Origin of the sequence: Nonomuraea turkmeniaca (assembly GCF_005889735.1) — a bacterium.
GTDB classification, from domain to species: domain Bacteria; phylum Actinomycetota; class Actinomycetes; order Streptosporangiales; family Streptosporangiaceae; genus Nonomuraea; species Nonomuraea turkmeniaca.
On record NZ_VCKY01000243.1, the window covers coordinates 1 to 16,056 of the forward strand.

Below are 16,056 nucleotides of genomic sequence, written 5' to 3' on the forward strand. Positions count from 1 at the left end.
CCGTGGGTGTGCGCGGCGGCGGTTCTGGCGGGGGCGTCCATGGCGGGGCTGCCGCCGCTGGCCGGTTTCGTGGGCAAGGAAGCCGCCCTGGAGGCGCTGCTGCACGAGCCGATCGTGCTGGCGGGCGTGGTGGCGGGGTCGGCGCTGACGGCGGCGTACACGCTGCGCTTCCTGTGGGGGGCGTTCGCCGCCAAGCCGGGCGTGGCGGAACGGCCCGTGCACCTGGTGCCCGCGGCCATGTTCGGGCCCCCGGCGTTGCTCGCGGTGCTGGGCCTGGTGCTGGCGCCGCTGGCCCCCTGGTTCGGCACCTGGTACGGCGGCGGCCATCTGGCGCTGTGGAGCGGGCACGTGGCACCGCTGCTGCTGTCGGCGGCGGCGCTGGCCGTGGGTGTGGCGTTGTTCCTGGCCAGAGAGCCGGTGGCCAGGGCGGGCGCGGCGCTGCACGTGTACGACACCGGGCAGCTCTTCTGGGCGTTCATCCGCCGTCTGGACCGCTTCGCCATCCAGATCACCGGCCTCATCCAGCGGGGATCGGTGCCTGACTACCTGGTCCTGACGTTGCTGGCCACGGTGGGCGTGGGCGTGTTCTCCCTCGTGTACGGCGGCGGCGCACCCCGCCTGGACGTGCCGGTCACCGGCTGGCAGCGGACCGAGCAGCCGGTCGTCGCCGTCCTGACGATCGCGGCGGCCGTGCTGGCGTTGTTCGCCCGCGCCTACGTGTTCCTGGCCGTCGTCGTGGGCTTCACCGGCTACGGCACGGCGCTGCTGTTCCTCGCGCACGGCTCGCCCGATCTCGCGCTCACCCAGTTCCTGGCCGAGACGGTCAGCCTCGTGGTGTTCGCGCTGGTGCTGCGCCGGCTGCCGATCGAGCCGGTCAAGGGCCGGCTGGCGATGCCGTTCCGCGCGGCGATCGGCCTGGCCGTGGGCGTGATGGCCACGGGCGCCGCCATGCTGGCGATGGCCGCGCGCACCACCGAGCCGGTCGGCGCGCTGATGGAGGCGGCGGCCGAGCAGGCCGGCATACGCAACGTCGTCAGCGCGCTGATCGTCGACATCCGCGCCTGGGACACCATGGGCGAGAGCACGGTGCTGGTCGTGCTGACCCTGGGCGTGACGAGCCTGGTGTTCCTTCGGCGCAGGTCGTACCGCATCGAGCCGGGCGAGCACCCGCCCACCGAGCGCACGCACTGGCTGGCGGCCACGCTGCCGCCCGGGCAGCGGGTGATCGCGTTCGAGGTGGCCGCCCGGCTGACGTTCCACACGGTGCTGGTGTTGTCGGTGTTTCTGCTGTTCATCGGGCACAGCATGGTCGGTGGCGGGTTCGCGGGCGGCATCGTGGCCGGGCTCGCGATCATGGTGCGGTACCTGGCGGGCGGCCGCAACGAGCTGGCCACCGCGGTGCCGGTGCACGCGGGCGTGCTCATGGGGGTGGGCCTGACGCTGTCGGCGGGGACGGCGCTGGCCGGGCTGCTGTTCGGGCGGGCGGCGCTGGACATGCTCGTCGCGGACGTGACCGTGCCGGTGATCGGGCACGTGCACCTGTCCACGGGGCTGCTGTTCGACCTCGGCGTGTACGTGTCCGTGGTCGGCATGGTGCAGGACATCCTGCGCGGCCTGGGAGCCGAGCTGGACCGGCAGATCGACGCCGAGGAGCGCTCGTGACCGTGACGCTGCTACCGTTCGCGGCCTGCTGCGCGCTGCTGGCGGCCGGGGTGACGCTGCTGCTCGAGCGGAGCCTGGTACGGGTCCTGGCCGGCGTGATCATGCTGGGCAACGGCGTGAACCTGCTGATCATCACCGCGGGCGGCGACGCGGGCGGCCCGCCCTTCGCCGGCACCCCGGGGATGGCCGACCCGCTGCCGCAGGCCATGGTGCTCACCGCCATCGTGATCACCCTGGGCGTGACGGCGTTCCTGCTGGCCCTGGTGCACCGCTCGTGGCAGCTCACCGGCAGCGACGAGGTCCAGGACGACACCGAGGACCGGCGGGTGCGGCTGCGCGCCCGGCGCGGCGAGCTGGGCGACGCCGTGCGCCGCCGGCAGGACGCCTACCGGCGGCTGATCGCCGACCAACGGGCCGAACTGGCGCACCTGGAGGCCGAGCAGGCCGAGCGGGAACGCCTGGAGGAGGCCGACCTGGAGCGCCGCATCTCCCGGGTGCACACCGAGCTGGAGCGCTGGATGCGCGAGCACCGGGAAAAGGGCGTGTCGGACGAGGAGCTGCAGGACCGCCTGGAGGAGGCCGGGCAGCGCGAGCACGCCGCCGTCACGGACAACGTGCTGCGCATCGAGGAGCTGCGCGAGGAGCACGAGCGCCGGCGCGAGGCGCAGGCGGCCAGGGAGCGGGAGCTGCGCACGCGGCTCAAGGGCCGCCAGCGCGAGGCACGCAGGCAGTTGCGGGCGGCCATCAGGGAGGAGCGGACGCGGCAGGCCCTCGGGGACCCCGAGCTGGAGGGCGAGGACTCGTGACGGCGCAGATCACCGGCCACACCACAGCGCACATCATCGAGAGCCTCGTCTGCGTGCCCGTGGTGCTGCCACTGCTGGCGGCCGGGGTGAAGCTGGCGATCGGCGGCCGGCTGCGGCGCCTGCAGTCGCTCATCAGCCTCGTCACCCTCGGCGTGTCCCTCGTGGTGTCGGCGCTGCTGCTGGTGACGGTGGACGCGGGCGGCCCGCTGGTCACCGAGCTGGGCGGCTGGCCCGCGCCGATCGGGATCTGCCTGGTGGCCGACCGGCTGTCCACACTGGTGCTGCTGGTGTCGTCGGCCGTGACGTTCTGCGTGATGGTGTACTCGGTCGCCAACGCCTACGACGTGCAGGAGCACGACGCGCCCATGGCGATCTTCCACCCGGCGTTCCTGGTGATGGTGGCGGGGGTGGCCGACGCGTTCCTGTCCGGGGACCTGTTCAACCTGTTCGTGGCGTTCGAGCTGCTGCTGAGTGGCTCGTACGTGCTGCTCACGTTCGGCGGCACCGAGTCCAGGATCCGCGCCGGCGCCACGTACACGCTGATGGCGCTGGCCTCGTCGATGTTGTTCCTGATCGCGCTGGCGATCACGTACGCGGCCACGGGGACGCTGTCGATGGCGCAGCTCGCGGTGCGCTTCGCCACGCTGCCCGAGCAGGTGAAGCTGCTGGTGGAGCTCATGCTGCTGCTGGTGTTCGCGATCAAGGCGGCGATGTTCCCGCTGTCGGCGTGGCTGCCGGACTCCTACCCGACCGCGCCCGCCCCGGCCACGGCCGTGTTCGCCGGGCTGCTCACCAAGGTCGGCGTCTACTCGCTCATCCGGCTGGAGGCGCTGCTGTTCCCCGGCGGGCCCATCTCGACGCTGCTCATGTGGGTGGCGCTGGCCACGATGCTGACGGGCGTGCTCGGCGCGGTCGCCCAGACCGACATCAAACGGATGTTGTCCTTCACGCTGGTCAGCCACATCGGGTACATGGTGTTCGGGGTGGCGCTGTCCACGGCGGCGGGCATGGCCGGCGCGATCTTCTACGTGGTGCACCACATCACCGTGCAGACCGGGCTGTTCCTGGTGACCGGGCTGATCGAGCGGCGTACCGGCACCACCTCCGTGAGCGGGCTGGGCGGTCTGATGAAGACGGCGCCGCTGATCGCCGTGTTGTTCTTCGTGCCCGCCATGAACCTGTCCGGCATCCCGCCGATGTCGGGCTTTCTGGGGAAGCTGATGCTGGTGCAGGCCGGTCTGGCCGCCGGCGGGCCGCTGCCGGTCCTGCTGGTGGCGGGTGGGCTGGTGACGAGCCTGCTCACCCTGTACGCGGTCGCCAAGACGTGGGGCAAGGCGTTCTGGCGCGCCCCGCGGGAGGCCACGACGGGCACCGTGGTGGAGAGCGAGGAGTACACCGGCCAGGAGCCGACCGTGACCACGGCCACGCTGCCCGTGGCGCTGTCCGCGCCGGTGGCGGCGCTGGTGGCGCTGGGGCTGTCGTACACGGTGCTGGCCGGGCCGCTGTCGGCGCTGGCGCAGCGGGCGGCGGTCGAGCTGATGGCGCGGGGGCCGTACATCGAGGCAGTGCTCGGGAGGGACCGGTGAGCCCGCGGCTGCGGCTGATCGCCTGGCTGGCCCTGGTGTGGGTGGCCCTGTGGGGCGACCTGTCGATCGGGAACGTGGTGGGCGGGCTGGCGGCCGCGCTCATGGTGACATGGCTGCTGCCGCTGCCGATGCTCGACCCGGGCATCAGGATCCACCCGGTGGCGCTGGTGCGTTTTCTGGTGTGGTTCGGCTGGGACATGGTGGTCTCGACCGCGCGGGTGGTGCTGTGGGTGGTGCGGCCGGGACCGCCGCCGACGCAGCTCGTGCGCGTGCATCTGCGGACGTCGTCGGAGTCCATGATCGTGATGATCATGACGGCGCTGGCCAACGTGCCCGGCAGCATCGTCGTGGAGGCGTACGCCGCGGAGCGGTGCCTGATGTTGCACGTCCTCGGGCTGCCGGGCGACGCGGCCGAGGCGGTGCGGGCCGACGTGGCCGCGCTGGAGTCGCGCATCGTGGCGGCGTTCGGGACTCGGCAGGACCGGGAGGAGCTGGGATGACACTGGTGCACGGGGTGACGCTCGGCCTGCTCGGCTGCGCGGCGGCGCTCACGCTCTACCGGGCGGCGCGCGGCCCGTCGATGCTGGACCGGGCGGTGGCGCTCGACACGATGACGGCGCTGGCGATGTGCGGGGTGGGCGCGTTCGCCGTGGCCAGGGACGACTACTCGGACCTGCCGATCCTGCTGGTGCTGTCGCTGCTGGGGTTCGTCGGGTCGGTGTCGCTGGCCAGGTTCTTCGCCGGGAGGTCGCGGTGAGCCCGCTCGACGTGGCCGAGTCCGCCTGCCTGCTGCTCGGCGCGGGGCTGGCGCTGTCGGCGGGGGCCGGCCTCGTGCGGTTCCGCACCACGCTGAATCGTATGCACGCGGGCACGAAGCCGCAGGTGGCGGGGGTGCTGCTGGTGCTGCTCGCCATGTGGCTGCACCGTCCCACGTGGGCGACGGCCGGGCCGCTGCTGCTGGTGGGGGGCGCTCAGGTGATCACCGTGGCGGTGGCGGCGTACATGGTGGCGCGGGCCGCCTACGCGCGTCAGTCCTCGCGGGACGACGGCACGGCCTTTCCGCCCGAGGATGAGGACGGCACGGCGTCGCCGTCCGAGAAGTCCTGATCGTCGTCGGAGCGGTTGAGCGCCGGCTGGCCGAACCACGTCCACAGGGCCAGAGCGGCGATGACCACCGCGGTGCCCCACGCCAGCGTGGGGCCGAAAAGGTGGTCGATCACGAGCATGGTGGCGGTGGTCATCGACACGGCCAGGGCGAGCGCGCCGACGATGCCGTAGAAGTTGGAGCGGCGTACGAGCGTCTCCTTGCGGCCCTGCCGGAACAGCACGCGGTGCTGCGCGGTCGGCGCGATGTAGCAGATCGACGCGACGGCGGCGCTGACCAGCGCCACGTAGAACAACCACCGGTCGGCCAGGCTCAGCCGGGAGAAGCCCGGCGAGAAGGGCACCGTGAGCAGGAACGCGAACAACACCTGCACGCCCGTCACCGCCACGCGCGCGCCCTGCAGCAACTCCACGAAGTTGCGGTCCGCCCGCTCCTGCTCCGACTCCCGTTTCACGCGGCCTCCCGTCCCTTGCACGAGAGACCTCTCCTTCCTCCCAAGAACGGGTCAAAACCTTGCCATGAGGATCTTCGCCGGTGTGATGGGGAGGTTGCGGACGCGTAGGCCGGTGGCGTGGTGCACGGCGTTGCCGATGGCGGCCGCGGTGCCGACGATGCCGATCTCGCCGATGCCCTTGCTGCCCATCGGGTTGAGCCGCTCATCCTGCTCGTCCAGCCAGACGACCTCGATGTGCTGGACGTCGGCACAGGCGGGGACGTGGTACTGGGCCAAATCGCGGCGGAGGAAGCCGCCGAACTCCTCGTCGGTGTGCGTCTCCTCCATCAGCGCCATGCCCAGGCCCATCGTCATGCCGCCGATGAACTGCGACCGCGCGAGCTTGGCGTCCACGATGTGCCCGGCTGCGAACACGCCGAGCAGGCGCGACACGCGTACCTCGCCGGTCACCTCGCTGACGCGGACCTCCGCGAACTGGGCGCCGAAGGCGTGCCTGGCCAGCCGCGAGTCGGTCGCGATCTCGCCGGTCGTGTCGGCGTGGCCCTCGCTGCCGTTCTTCATCAGCTCCTCGCAGGCGCGCACGACGGCCGACCCCCAGGAGGCGGTGCCCATCGAGCCGCCGGCGACCGGCGCGTCGGGCAGGTCGCTGTCGCCCAGCTCCACGTGCACCCGGTCAGGGGCGACGCCGAGGGTCTCGGCCGCGATCCTGGTCAGCGCGGTACGCGCGCCGGTGCCGATGTCGGCGGCGGCCACCTGCACGTGGAAGTCGCCGTCACGCACGGTGGCCGCGGCTTTCGACGGGCGGCGCCTGGCCGGATAGCTGGAGGCGGCCACGCCGGTCCCGACCAGCCACTCTCCTTCCCGCCGCACGCCCGGCTCCGGGTCACGCCGGTCCCAGCCGAAGCGGCGGGCGCCCTCGCGCAGGCAGCCGACCAGGTTGCGGGAGCTGAAGGGCAGGCCGCTCTCCGGCTCGGTCTCGGGGTCGTTGCGGACGCGCAGCTCGACGGGGTCGAGGCCGGCGGCGTAGGCCAGCTCGTCCATGGCGGATTCGAGCGCGTACATGCCGGGGCACTCGCCGGGGGCCCGCATCCACGACGGAGTGGCCACGTCCAGCCGGACCAGCCGGTGGGCGGTCCGCAGCGCGGGCGTGGCGTACATGACGCGGGCCGGGGTCGCGGTCTGCTCGGCGAACTCCACGAGCGTGGAGCTCTGCTCGTACGCGACGTGCTCCAGCGCGGTCAGCCTCCCGTCCGCGTCCGCGCCGAGGCGCAGCCGCTGGATCGTGGGCGTGCGGTAGCCGGTGACGTCGAACATCTGCTGCCTGGTCAGCGCCACCTTGACCGGCCTGCCCACGGCCCTGGCGGCCAGGGCGGCGAGCACGGCGTGCGGCCGGGTGCTGCCCTTGCACCCGAAGCCGCCGCCGACGTGCCGGGACACGACACGCACGTGGGAGGCCGGCAGGCCGAGCGTCTTGGCGATGGTCTCGCGGTCGCTGGACGTGCCCTGCGTCGAGTCGTAGACCAGCAGCCTGCCGTCGCCGTCCCACAGGGCGAGCGCGGCGTGCGGCTCCATCGGGTTGTTGTGCTCGACCGGGGTCGTGTACGTCACGTCGATGGTGGCCGCGGCCTCGGCCAGACCGGCCTCGACGTCGCCCCGCTCGGTGTCGGCCGGGTAGTCCGGGTTGACCACCTCCGGCCGGTAGAGGCCGGGGTGGTCGGCGCGCAGGCCGACGTCGTGGTCGGCGGGCTCGTAGGAGACGCGGACGGCGTCGGCGGCGGCGCGGGCGTTCTCGTAGGTGTCGGCGACCGCGACGGCGATCAGCTGGCCGCGGTAGGCGACGTCGCGGCTCTGGAACAGGGCCAGCTCGCCGTCGGCGTCCTCGGCCAGCTCGGGCGGGTCCTCGACGGACAACACGCCCAGCACGCCCGGCATGGTGAGGGCCCGGCTCGCGTCCACGCGGGTGACGCGCCCCTTCGCGATGCGCGACTGCACGGGGTAGGCGTAGGTGACGCCCTCGACGGGGTATTCGGCGGCGTACGTGGCCAGCCCGGTGACCTTGACGCGGGCCTCGACGCGGTTCACGGCGTGAGCTCCTCGAGCGTGCGGACGATCAGGTTGCGCGCCAGGGGCACCTTGAAGGCGTTGCGCGGCAGCGGGCGGGCCTCGTCGAGCTCGGCCTCGGCGGCGGCCAGGAACGCCTCGCCGGTGGCCGGGCCGCCGATGATCGCCTGCTCGGCGCGTCCGGCCCGCCAGGGCGCGTGGGCCACGCCGCCGAGCGCGACGCGGCAGCCGGCGACGGCTCCGTCGCGGACGTCCAGGACGGCGGCGATGGACACGAGCGCGAACGCGAACGACGCGCGCTCGCGGACCTTGCGGTAGGCCGAGGCGCCGGGCGGCGGCGGGGGCAGCTCGACGGCGGTGATCAGGTCGCCGGGCTCCAGGACGGTGTCCCGCTCGGGCGCGTCGCCGGGCAGCCGGTGCAGGCCGGGCATCGGGATGATGCGGTCGCCGCCCGGCCCGGTGACGTGGACCTCGGCGTCCAGGGCGGCCAGCGCGACCGCCATGTCGGACGGGTGGGTGGCCACGCAGGCGTCCGAGCGGCCGAGCACGGCCAGGTTCTCGTGGTCGCCGTCGATGGCGGGGCAGCCGGAGCCGGGCCGGCGTTTGTTGCACGGCCTGCTCACGTCCTGGAAGTACGCGCACCGCGTGCGCTGCAGCAGGTTGCCGGCCACCGTCGCCATGTTGCGTACCTGGCCGGAGGCGCCGCTGAGCACCGCGCGGGCGAGCATCGGGTAACGGGCGCGGACGAGCGGGTCGGCCGCCAGGTCGCTGTTGCGTACCGCGGCGCCGATCCGCAGCCGGTCGCCGGCCTGTTCGATCGCGTCGAGGGGCAGGCGGCTGACGTCCACGAGGTGGTCGGGCTGGGCCACGCCGAGGCGCATGAGGTCGACGAGATTGGTGCCGCCGCCCAGGTACATGACGCCGGGCCCGGACCGGCGCACCGCGTCCGACGGGCTCGCGGCGCGGGCGTACTCGAAGGTCTTCATCGCGCTACCTCGGAGATCGCGCTGACGATGTTGACATACGCGCCGCACCGGCACAGGTTGCCACTCATCCGCTCCCTGATCTCCGCGGGCGTCAGGTCGGGGTCGACGAGGACGTCGTCGGTGACGGCGCTCGGCCCCGGCTCGCCGAGCATCCCGGCCGCCGAGCAGAGCTGCCCCGGCGTGCAGTAGCCGCACTGGAACGCGTCGTGCTCGATGAACGCCTCCTGCAGCGGATGCAGCCCGTCCCCGCCGGCCAGGCCCTCGACGGTGGTGACCTCCGAGCCGTCCACCGCGACCGCCAGCGCCAGGCAGGAGTTGGCCCGCCGCCCGTCGATCAGCACCGTGCAGGCCCCGCACTGGCCGTGGTCGCACCCTTTCTTCGCGCCGATCAGCCCCAGCCGTTCGCGCAGCAGGTCGAGCAGCGACATCCGCGGGTCCACGTCCACCGCACGCGGCACGCCGTTGACCTGAAGGGTGATGTCCATGGCGCTTCGCCTACCCGGCCTCCTCGCGAGACAACCTCCGAGCGCGGTAAAGCCGGGCCGACCCGTTCGTCCGCATACGTCCGTTTTGTGGTGGCGGTGGCGGGTAGCCGAGCCGCATGAGCGGGGCGATCGACGAGCAGGTGGCCGAGTCGGCGGCGATATTGACCGTCAACGCCGGTTCGTCGAGCCTCCGCCTGGATCTGGTGCAGGGCGGGAGCGTGCTGGACAGCGCGCACGCCGAGCGGGCCGTCGATCCCGGCGCGGCCAGGGACGAGGTGTCGGCGTTCCTCGGCGGGCATTTCGGCCGCGACATCAGGGCGGTGGCGCACCGGCTGGTGCACGGCGGCGATGTGGTGCGCACCCCGACGGTGGCCGACGACGAGACCGTGACGGCGCTGGACGGGGTGACGAGCCTGGCGCCACTGCACCTGCCGCCGGCGCTGGCGCTGCTGGCAGCGGCCCGTGCGGAGTTGCCGGCCGTCCCCCACGTGTTGTGCCCGGACACCGCCTTCCACGCCGGCCTGCCCGCGGCTGCCGCGACGTACGCGCTGCCGCGGGAGTGGCGCGCGCGGCACGGCCTGCGCCGGTACGGCTTCCACGGCCTGTCCTACGCGTGGGCCGCCGACCGGGTGGCCGAGCTGCTCGGCCGGCCGGTGAACGAGCTGGAGATGGTGCTGGCGCACCTGGGCGGCGGATGCTCGGTGTGCGCGGTCTCGGGCGGGCGCAGCGTGGACACCTCGATGGGGTTCACGCCGCTGGAGGGCGTGCCGATGAGCAAACGCTCGGGCAGCGTCGATCCGGGCATGCTGGTGTGGTTGTTGTCCGAGGGCCATCTGTCGGTCGAGGAGCTGGGCGAGGGGCTGGAACGCCGTTCCGGGCTGCTGGGCCTGTCGGACGGGCGGTCAGGGGACACGCGGGACCTGGTCGCCGCCGAGCGGGACGGGGACGAGGCCGCCGCGCTGGCGCTCGGCGTCTTCGCCCACCGGGTGAGCAGGGAGATCGCCGCCGCGGCCACGTCGCTCACGCGGATCGACGCGCTGGTGTTCACCGGGGAGATCGGCTGGGACCAGCCCGAGGTGCGCGCGGCCGTGTGCCGCCGCCTGGGCCTGCTCGGCGTCCAGCCCCCGGTCAGCGCCAACCGCCACGAGGACGGGCCGGTCAGCGCGTACGACGCCGCCGTCCCCGTCATCGTGGTCCAGGTGCGTGAAGAACTCCAACTGGCCCGTGAATGCCTCCAAGTGCTCGCGGAGGAGGACGAATGACGACCATCGACGAGGTGCGGCACTCCGCTCTGCCGCTGACCGGCATCGACGACCTCGACCCGCTGCTCGAACGCATCGGCGACGCCCGGTTCGTGCTGATCGGCGAGGCCACCCACGGCACGCACGACTTCTATTCCTGGCGGTCCGACCTGACCCGCCGGCTGATCGAGGAGAAGGAGTTCGCCTTCGTCGGGGTCGAAGGCGACTGGCCCGACTGCGAACGGGTCAACCAGGCCGTCACGAACGACACCGAGCCCTTCGAGGCCCTGTACTCCTTCGCGCGCTGGCCGACGTTCATGTGGGCCAACGAGGAGGTCGTGGACTTCTGCCGCTGGCTGCGGCTCTGGAACGCCAAACTGCCGCACACCGAGCGCTGCGGCTTCTACGGGCTGGACGTCTACAGCCTGTGGGACTCGCTGCGCGCCGTCCGCCACTACGCCGCCGCCCACCTGTCCGAGCAGATGGAGGCGGTCGTGGACGCCCTGCACTGCTTCGAGTCCTATGGGCACGACCCGCAGCAGTACGGCCTGGCCACCCGCCTGGTGCCGGACACCTGCGAGGACGAGGTCGTGAACCTGCTGGCCGCGGTACGCAGGGCCGACGACCTCGGCGTACGGCAGAACGCCGAGATCGTGGCCGGGGCCGAGCGGTACTACCGGGCCCTGGTGCGTGGCGGGCCCGACTCCTGGAACGTCAGGGACGTGCACATGGCCGACACCCTGGACCGGCTGGCGAGCGTCCGCGGGCCCAAGGGGGTCGTGTGGGCGCACAACACGCACGTCGGCGACGCCCGAGCCACCGACATGGCGGCGGCCGGGATGACCAACCTGGGACAGCTGGCCCGCGAACGGCACGGAGACGCGGCGGTGCTCGTCGGCTTCGGCACCCACCGCGGTTCGGTGGTGGCCGCCGGCCAGTGGGGCGCCCAGCACCACGTCATGCCGGTGCCGCCCGCGCGCCCGGCATCCCTGGAAGCGCTGCTGCACGAGGCGGACCTGCCCGGCGGCCGGGCGTTGTTCGTCGTGCCCACCGGGTCCAGGCCGATGTGGTACGACGAGCCCATGGGGCACCGGGCGATCGGCGTCGTCTACCACTCGGAGCGGGAGCGCTGGGGCAACTACGTGCCGACGGTCGTGGGCCGCCGCTACGACGCCCTCCTCTGGCTGGACCACACCAAGGCGCTGCACCCGCTGCACGGCGAGCCGTGGGGCGACGTCGAGCCGGAGACGTACCCGACCGCCATGTGAACCCGTTTGTCGGTGGCGGGTGGTTTGATCTCTGTTGTGGAGGCGTCGGTCGAGCAGCTCGTCTACGTCCGGGAGGACGAATACACCGTCGCGCGCATGAGCGCCGACGGCATGCCCGACTTCGTGGCCACCGGGCGGGCGCTGGCGGGGGTGCAGCCGGGCGAGACGCTGCGCGTCTTCGGCGAGTGGGACCGGCACCCGCGGTACGGCCGGCGGTTCGCGGTCACCGGGTGCGAGCGGGTGACGCCGTCGTCGGTGCGGGCGATCCGCATTTACCTGGGGTCGGGGCTGGTCAGGGGGATCGGGCCGCGGCTGGCGTACGCGATCGTCGACCACTTCGGCGAGGCCACGCTCAAAGTGATCGACTCCGAGCCGGAGCGGCTCACCGAGGTCGTCAACATCGGGCCGCTGCGGCAGGCGCAGATCGTCGAGGCGTGGCGGGAGCAGAAGGCGATCGCCGCGCTGATGGTGACGTTGCAGGGGCTCGGGGTCAGCCCGCTGCTCGCGGCCAAGATCTACCAGGCGTTCGGGCAGGACGCCGACGAGGTGCTCGCCACGGACCCCTACCGGCTGATCGGGCGGGTCAGGGGCATCGCCTTCCGCGTCGCCGACCGGATCGCGCTGCAGTCGGGCGTGCCCGAACGCAGCCCGCAGCGCGTGAAAGCGGCATTGCTGGACCGTCTCGAGTCGGCGGGCAGCCGCGACGGCCACTGCTATCTTCCCGTCTCCACGCTGGTCAGGGAGACGGCGGAGATGATCGAGCAGGATCAGGACCTCGTGCGGCCGATGCTGGACGCGCTCGTCGCCGACCGCCGGCTGGTCGTCGAGACCTCGCCGGACCAGCCGGCGCAGATGGTGGCGTACGCCAAGCACGTGCACGCCCGCGAGAGCGCGCTCGCCGCCCAGCTGACCAGGCTCGCGCAGGCCCGTTCGACACTGCCGCTGCGGTCCTTCCAGGAGGACCCCGGGTTGCACGACGACCAGCGCGCGGCCGTCACCATGGCCCTGACCAGCACCGTTTCGATCATCACTGGCGGGCCTGGGTGCGGCAAGAGTCACACGGTCAAGGCCATCGCGACCATCGTCAGAGCCGGCGGCGGCACGGTCACGCTGACCGCCCCGACCGGCAAGGCCGCCAAACGCCTGTCGGAGCTGACCGGGCTGCCCGCGATGACCGTGCACCGCATGCTCGCCCAGCAGCCGGACCCGGACCCGGAGACGCTGTTCGACGAGCGGCCGTCGCAGGCCGACCTGATCGTGGTCGACGAGGCGTCCATGCTCGACCTGCACCTGGCCACCCGGCTCACCGCCGCCGTCCCGGCGGGCAGCCATCTGCTGCTCATCGGCGACAGCGATCAGCTGCCCAGCATCGGGCCCGGCGACGTGCTCGCCGATCTGCTGCGCGTGCCGGAGATCCCCCGGGTCCAGCTCACCCACGTCTTCCGGCAGGCGGGCGGCAGCGGCATCATCGACGCCGCCTACCGCATCCGCGCCGGGCGCATGCCGGTGACGCCCGGCAGGGGCGGGTTCTGGTTCGAGGAGCTGGACGACCCGGAGAAGGTCGCCCGGCGGGTCGCCCACCTGGCCATGGTCGCGATCCCGCGCAAGCAGAACGTCGAGCCCGACCAGGTGCAGGTGTTGTGCCCGATGCGCAAGGGCGAGACGGGCGCCACCGCGCTCGGACGGCTCATCCAGGACCAGCTCAACCCGGCCGCCGACGACAAGCCCGAGCACTGGTCGGGGGCGACCGTGTTCCGGGTGGGCGACCGGGTCATGCCGATCCGCAACAACTACGACAAAGGCGTCTTCAACGGGGAGACCGGGACGGTCACCGACGTGTCGCCGGCGGAGCGCACGATCACGATCAGGACGGACGACGGGGAGATCGTCCAGTACGCGTTCGACGAGCTCGACGACCTGACCCACGCGTACGCGATCAGCGTGCACCGGTCGCAAGGCAGCGAATACCCGTTCGTGGTCGCGCCGATCGTCGCCGAGTCCGGGGGGATCATGCTGCGCCGCAAGCTCCTCTACACGCTGGTGACCCGGGCCAAGGCGTGGGTGGTGCTGGTGGGGCAGCGGGAGGCGCTGGAGCTGGCGGTCCACCGGATCGGCCACCGCCGCAACACGGGCCTGGCCCGCCGCCTGTCCCTGAGCCTGGAAGGCTAGCGCCCTATCGAGGCCCGAGCCCCGTCTTCCCGTCGATCAGCTCGCGGACAATGTCGAGGTGGCCGGCGTGGCGGGCGGTCTCCTCGATCATGTGGAGGACGATCCCGCGCAGGTCGGTGATCTCGTCGCCGAGCGGAGCGGGGTGACGGCCGATCGGGCGCGCCGACAGCGGCAAGGACGCGAGGACGGCGTTGGAGCGCGTGCATTGATCGCGATAGAAGCCGAAGACCACGGACGGCGCCCGCGGGGTGTTCAGCGGGCCCATGGTCCAGTCCGTCGATGATGGCCGGCACGCTCGCGCGCTGCGCCTCCAGGAACGTCAGCAGCGCGTTCTTCTCCCCGTGGTCCATCGCCGCACCGTAACACCTGGTGCCGACGGTTCCCACGCATGCAACAATGATCCGAAATGTCAGCTGATTTTATACTAAGGGCAACTTCGTCCCTGTACGGCCTACTCGTGGGCGACGCGCTCGGCTCTCAGTTCTACGTCCCGGCCAACCGCCCGGCGCTCGCCGCCCGCACGCTGCCGCCCGCGCCGTGGCAGTGGACCGACGACACCGAGATGGCCTGCTCGATCTACCATCTCCTGGCCGAGCTCGGCGGAATCGATCAGGACGCGCTGGCCGGGAGCTTCGCCGCCCGCCACGACTTCGACCGGGGGTACGGCCCCGCCACCAACCGGCTGCTGCGCCTCGTACGCGAAGGCGGGGACTGGCGGGCGCTGGCCGCGGGGCTGTTCGATCACAGCGGCTCGTGGGGCAACGGCGCCGCCATGCGGGTGGCGCCACTCGGCGCGTGGTTCGCCGGCGACCCGGCGCGGGCGGCGGCCCAGGCACGGCTGTCGGCGGAAGTCACCCACACGCACCCGGAGGGGGTGGCGGGCGCGGTCGCGGTGGCCGTGGCCGCGGCGGTCGCCGGGGCCGGTCTCAGCCCGGGGCGGTTCGTCGACCAGGTGCTCGAGCACACGCCGCCCGGCAGGGTCCGGGACGGCATCGCCGCGGCCCGGCGCCTGCTGACCGTGCGCGACCCGGCGCTGGCCGCCTACGAGCTGGGCAACGGCCGCGACGTGGCCGCCCATGACACCGTCCCGTTCACGATCTGGGCAGCCGCCGGGAATCTCGGCGACTTCACCGAGGCCTTCTGGACGACCGCGGCGGCGGGCGGGGACGTGGACACGAACTGCGCGATCGTGTGCGGGATCCTCGGCGAGCCGCCGCCCGCGTGGGTACGCCTGTGCGAGCCACCCCCGAGCTGGGCGAACGTGCCGCCCTACCGGCCGGGAAACGTGCGGCCGTAGTCCAGCTCGAAGGTCCTCTGCACCCATCCGCGAGCGCCACGGACGCCGTCCGGGTCCAGTAGGTCGCCCTCGAGGATGGCCCCCAGCAGCCGGCCTGAGAAGAGGATCTCCAACCGCGGCGGGTCCACCGTGAACTCACCGAATTCCTGCTCCTCGACCGGCGCCCCGAACAGCGCCGACGGCCGGTCACCCCCCACCGCCTGCTCGCCGAACGTCAGCCGGTAGAGGAGCAGGCGGCCGTGCCTGATCACGTAGTCGCAGTAGCAGCCGCGCCAGCAGCCGGTGGAGAAGAAGCCGGGCTCGATGCCATGGTCGGCGGGGTCGAAGAGCGGGCCGCCGTCGATGCCGGCGATCGCGTGGTCGATGCAGTCGATGACGACGATGTCCGGGATCTGCGAGGTCACCGGGGCAGGGTAACGGCCGGAATTCGGTGGCGGGAAGAGCCGCGGGCGCGGGAGCATGACCGGTGATGAACGAGCGGCGTTTGGTACGCATTTCGAAATATCTGGCCAGGCATCTGCGGCATGATCCGCAGCGCATCGGCCTCACGCTCGACGTCAACGGATGGGTGCCGGTCGACGAACTGCTGCGGGCCGCCGGCGAGCACGGGTTCCCGATCACCGCGGCCGAGTTGTGGCAGGTCGTCGAGTCCAACGACAAGCGGCGGTACGCGATCGAAGGTGGCCGGATCCGGGCCAGTCAGGGGCATTCGGTGCCGGTGGAGCTGGACTTGCCTGCCGTCGAGCCGCCCGAGGTGCTCTATCACGGGACCGTGGCGCGGTTCGTGGGGGCGATCAAGGAGGAGGGGCTGCGGCCGATGAGCCGCCATCACGTGCACCTGTCGCCGGACCGGGAGACGGCGACGCGGGTGGGGGCGCGGCGGGGCGTGCCGGTCGTGCTGGTGGCTGTCTCTGAGACACATCTGACGCTGCCCGC

General features: G+C 72.6%; 17 protein-coding genes. 11 read left to right on the plus strand and 6 right to left on the minus strand.

Annotated elements, in window-relative coordinates; translation table 11 throughout:
• The 6 genes from mbhE to ETD86_RS44305 form a co-directional block, all read left to right on the plus strand.
• Window positions 1-1,662 (plus strand): hydrogen gas-evolving membrane-bound hydrogenase subunit E (mbhE, locus tag ETD86_RS44280; RefSeq protein WP_138672626.1); only part of this gene is annotated, 1,662 nt, incomplete at its 5' end.
• Window positions 1,659-2,468 (plus strand): Na(+)/H(+) antiporter subunit C, encoded by an 810-nt coding sequence (locus ETD86_RS44285; RefSeq protein WP_138672627.1) that lies wholly within the window; start codon window positions 1,659-1,661, stop codon window positions 2,466-2,468. The genes mbhE and ETD86_RS44285, both read left to right, overlap by 4 nt.
• Window positions 2,465-4,054, plus strand: coding sequence for a Na+/H+ antiporter subunit D (locus tag ETD86_RS44290; RefSeq protein ID WP_246149229.1), 1,590 nt, complete (start codon window positions 2,465-2,467; stop codon window positions 4,052-4,054). The genes ETD86_RS44285 and ETD86_RS44290 overlap by 4 nt, the downstream gene beginning before the upstream one ends.
• Window positions 4,051-4,554, plus strand: coding sequence for a Na+/H+ antiporter subunit E (locus tag ETD86_RS44295; protein ID WP_138672628.1), 504 nt, complete (start codon window positions 4,051-4,053; stop codon window positions 4,552-4,554). Before ETD86_RS44290 ends, ETD86_RS44295 begins: the two co-directional genes overlap by 4 nt.
• Window positions 4,551-4,811: an MrpF/PhaF family protein gene (locus tag ETD86_RS44300; protein WP_138672629.1), complete on the plus strand. Its 261-nt coding sequence runs from the start codon at window positions 4,551-4,553 to the stop codon at window positions 4,809-4,811. The genes ETD86_RS44295 and ETD86_RS44300 overlap by 4 nt, the downstream gene beginning before the upstream one ends.
• Window positions 4,808-5,161: a cation:proton antiporter gene (locus ETD86_RS44305; protein WP_138672630.1), complete on the plus strand. Its 354-nt coding sequence runs from the start codon at window positions 4,808-4,810 to the stop codon at window positions 5,159-5,161. Before ETD86_RS44300 ends, ETD86_RS44305 begins: the two co-directional genes overlap by 4 nt.
• Here ETD86_RS44305 and ETD86_RS44310 read toward each other — a convergent pair.
• From ETD86_RS44310 to ETD86_RS44325, 4 genes are read right to left on the minus strand one after another with little or no spacing between them, the layout of a single operon-like run.
• Complete coding sequence (locus ETD86_RS44310) at window positions 5,083-5,613, minus strand: DUF6328 family protein (protein ID WP_246149232.1); 531 nt, start codon at window positions 5,611-5,613, stop codon at window positions 5,083-5,085. The genes ETD86_RS44305 and ETD86_RS44310 overlap by 79 nt on opposite strands.
• A 51-nt stretch (window positions 5,614-5,664) precedes the next feature.
• The gene (locus ETD86_RS44315) at window positions 5,665-7,695 is read right to left on the minus strand and encodes a xanthine dehydrogenase family protein molybdopterin-binding subunit (protein WP_138672631.1); all 2,031 of its coding nucleotides are present in this window, start codon (window positions 7,693-7,695) and stop codon (window positions 5,665-5,667) included.
• Entirely contained in the window at window positions 7,692-8,660 is a 969-nt protein-coding gene (locus ETD86_RS44320; protein WP_138672632.1) for an FAD binding domain-containing protein, read from the minus strand. The genes ETD86_RS44315 and ETD86_RS44320 overlap by 4 nt, the downstream gene beginning before the upstream one ends.
• Window positions 8,657-9,145: a (2Fe-2S)-binding protein gene (locus ETD86_RS44325; protein WP_138672633.1), complete on the minus strand. Its 489-nt coding sequence runs from the start codon at window positions 9,143-9,145 to the stop codon at window positions 8,657-8,659. Before ETD86_RS44325 ends, ETD86_RS44320 begins: the two co-directional genes overlap by 4 nt.
• A 116-nt stretch (window positions 9,146-9,261) precedes the next feature.
• Between ETD86_RS44325 and ETD86_RS44330 the strand changes: the two genes are divergently transcribed.
• From ETD86_RS44330 to recD2, 3 genes are read left to right on the plus strand one after another with little or no spacing between them, the layout of a single operon-like run.
• Window positions 9,262-10,407 carry an acetate/propionate family kinase gene (locus ETD86_RS44330; protein ID WP_138672634.1) on the plus strand — a complete coding sequence of 382 codons (1,146 nt, stop codon included), beginning with the start codon at window positions 9,262-9,264 and terminating at the stop codon, window positions 10,405-10,407.
• On the plus strand, window positions 10,404-11,654 hold the full coding sequence (locus ETD86_RS44335; RefSeq protein ID WP_138672635.1) for an erythromycin esterase family protein: 1,251 nt from the start codon (window positions 10,404-10,406) through the stop codon (window positions 11,652-11,654). Before ETD86_RS44330 ends, ETD86_RS44335 begins: the two co-directional genes overlap by 4 nt.
• A 36-nt stretch (window positions 11,655-11,690) precedes the next feature.
• Window positions 11,691-13,823 (plus strand): SF1B family DNA helicase RecD2, encoded by a 2,133-nt coding sequence (gene recD2 / locus ETD86_RS44340; protein ID WP_138672641.1) that lies wholly within the window; start codon window positions 11,691-11,693, stop codon window positions 13,821-13,823.
• Between the two features lie 4 nt (window positions 13,824-13,827).
• Here recD2 and ETD86_RS44345 read toward each other — a convergent pair whose 3' ends face one another.
• Window positions 13,828-14,088, minus strand: a complete 261-nt coding sequence (locus ETD86_RS44345; protein ID WP_138672636.1) for a mycothiol transferase — start codon at window positions 14,086-14,088, stop codon at window positions 13,828-13,830.
• 141 nt (window positions 14,089-14,229) lie between these two features.
• On the opposite strand from ETD86_RS44345, the gene ETD86_RS44350 reads away from it, so the two are divergent.
• Complete coding sequence (locus tag ETD86_RS44350) at window positions 14,230-15,120, plus strand: ADP-ribosylglycohydrolase family protein (RefSeq protein WP_138672637.1); 891 nt, start codon at window positions 14,230-14,232, stop codon at window positions 15,118-15,120.
• Here the strand turns inward: ETD86_RS44350 and ETD86_RS44355 are convergent.
• A complete protein-coding gene (locus tag ETD86_RS44355) occupies window positions 15,093-15,524 on the minus strand; it encodes a hypothetical protein (RefSeq protein ID WP_138672638.1) in 432 nt (143 codons plus the stop codon). The two genes, ETD86_RS44350 and ETD86_RS44355, sit on opposite strands and share 28 nt — an antisense overlap.
• A gap of 65 nt (window positions 15,525-15,589) precedes the next feature.
• Between ETD86_RS44355 and ETD86_RS44360 the strand changes: the two genes are divergently transcribed.
• The coding region (locus ETD86_RS44360; RefSeq protein WP_138672639.1) for an RNA 2'-phosphotransferase at window positions 15,590-16,056 on the plus strand (467 nt) is incomplete at its 3' end.

Coding starts and splice junctions, on each gene's coding strand:
- ETD86_RS44300 (WP_138672629.1), top strand. CDS start 4,551: ATGACACTGGTGCACGGGGTGACGCTCGGCCTGCTCGGCTGCGCGGCG.
- ETD86_RS44320 (WP_138672632.1), bottom strand. CDS start 8,660: ATGAAGACCTTCGAGTACGCCCGCGCCGCGAGCCCGTCGGACGCGGTG.
- ETD86_RS44325 (WP_138672633.1), bottom strand. CDS start 9,145: ATGGACATCACCCTTCAGGTCAACGGCGTGCCGCGTGCGGTGGACGTG.
- ETD86_RS44330 (WP_138672634.1), top strand. CDS start 9,262: ATGAGCGGGGCGATCGACGAGCAGGTGGCCGAGTCGGCGGCGATATTG.
- ETD86_RS44335 (WP_138672635.1), top strand. CDS start 10,404: ATGACGACCATCGACGAGGTGCGGCACTCCGCTCTGCCGCTGACCGGC.
- ETD86_RS44345 (WP_138672636.1), bottom strand. CDS start 14,088: ATGGGCCCGCTGAACACCCCGCGGGCGCCGTCCGTGGTCTTCGGCTTC.
- ETD86_RS44350 (WP_138672637.1), top strand. CDS start 14,230: ATGTCAGCTGATTTTATACTAAGGGCAACTTCGTCCCTGTACGGCCTA.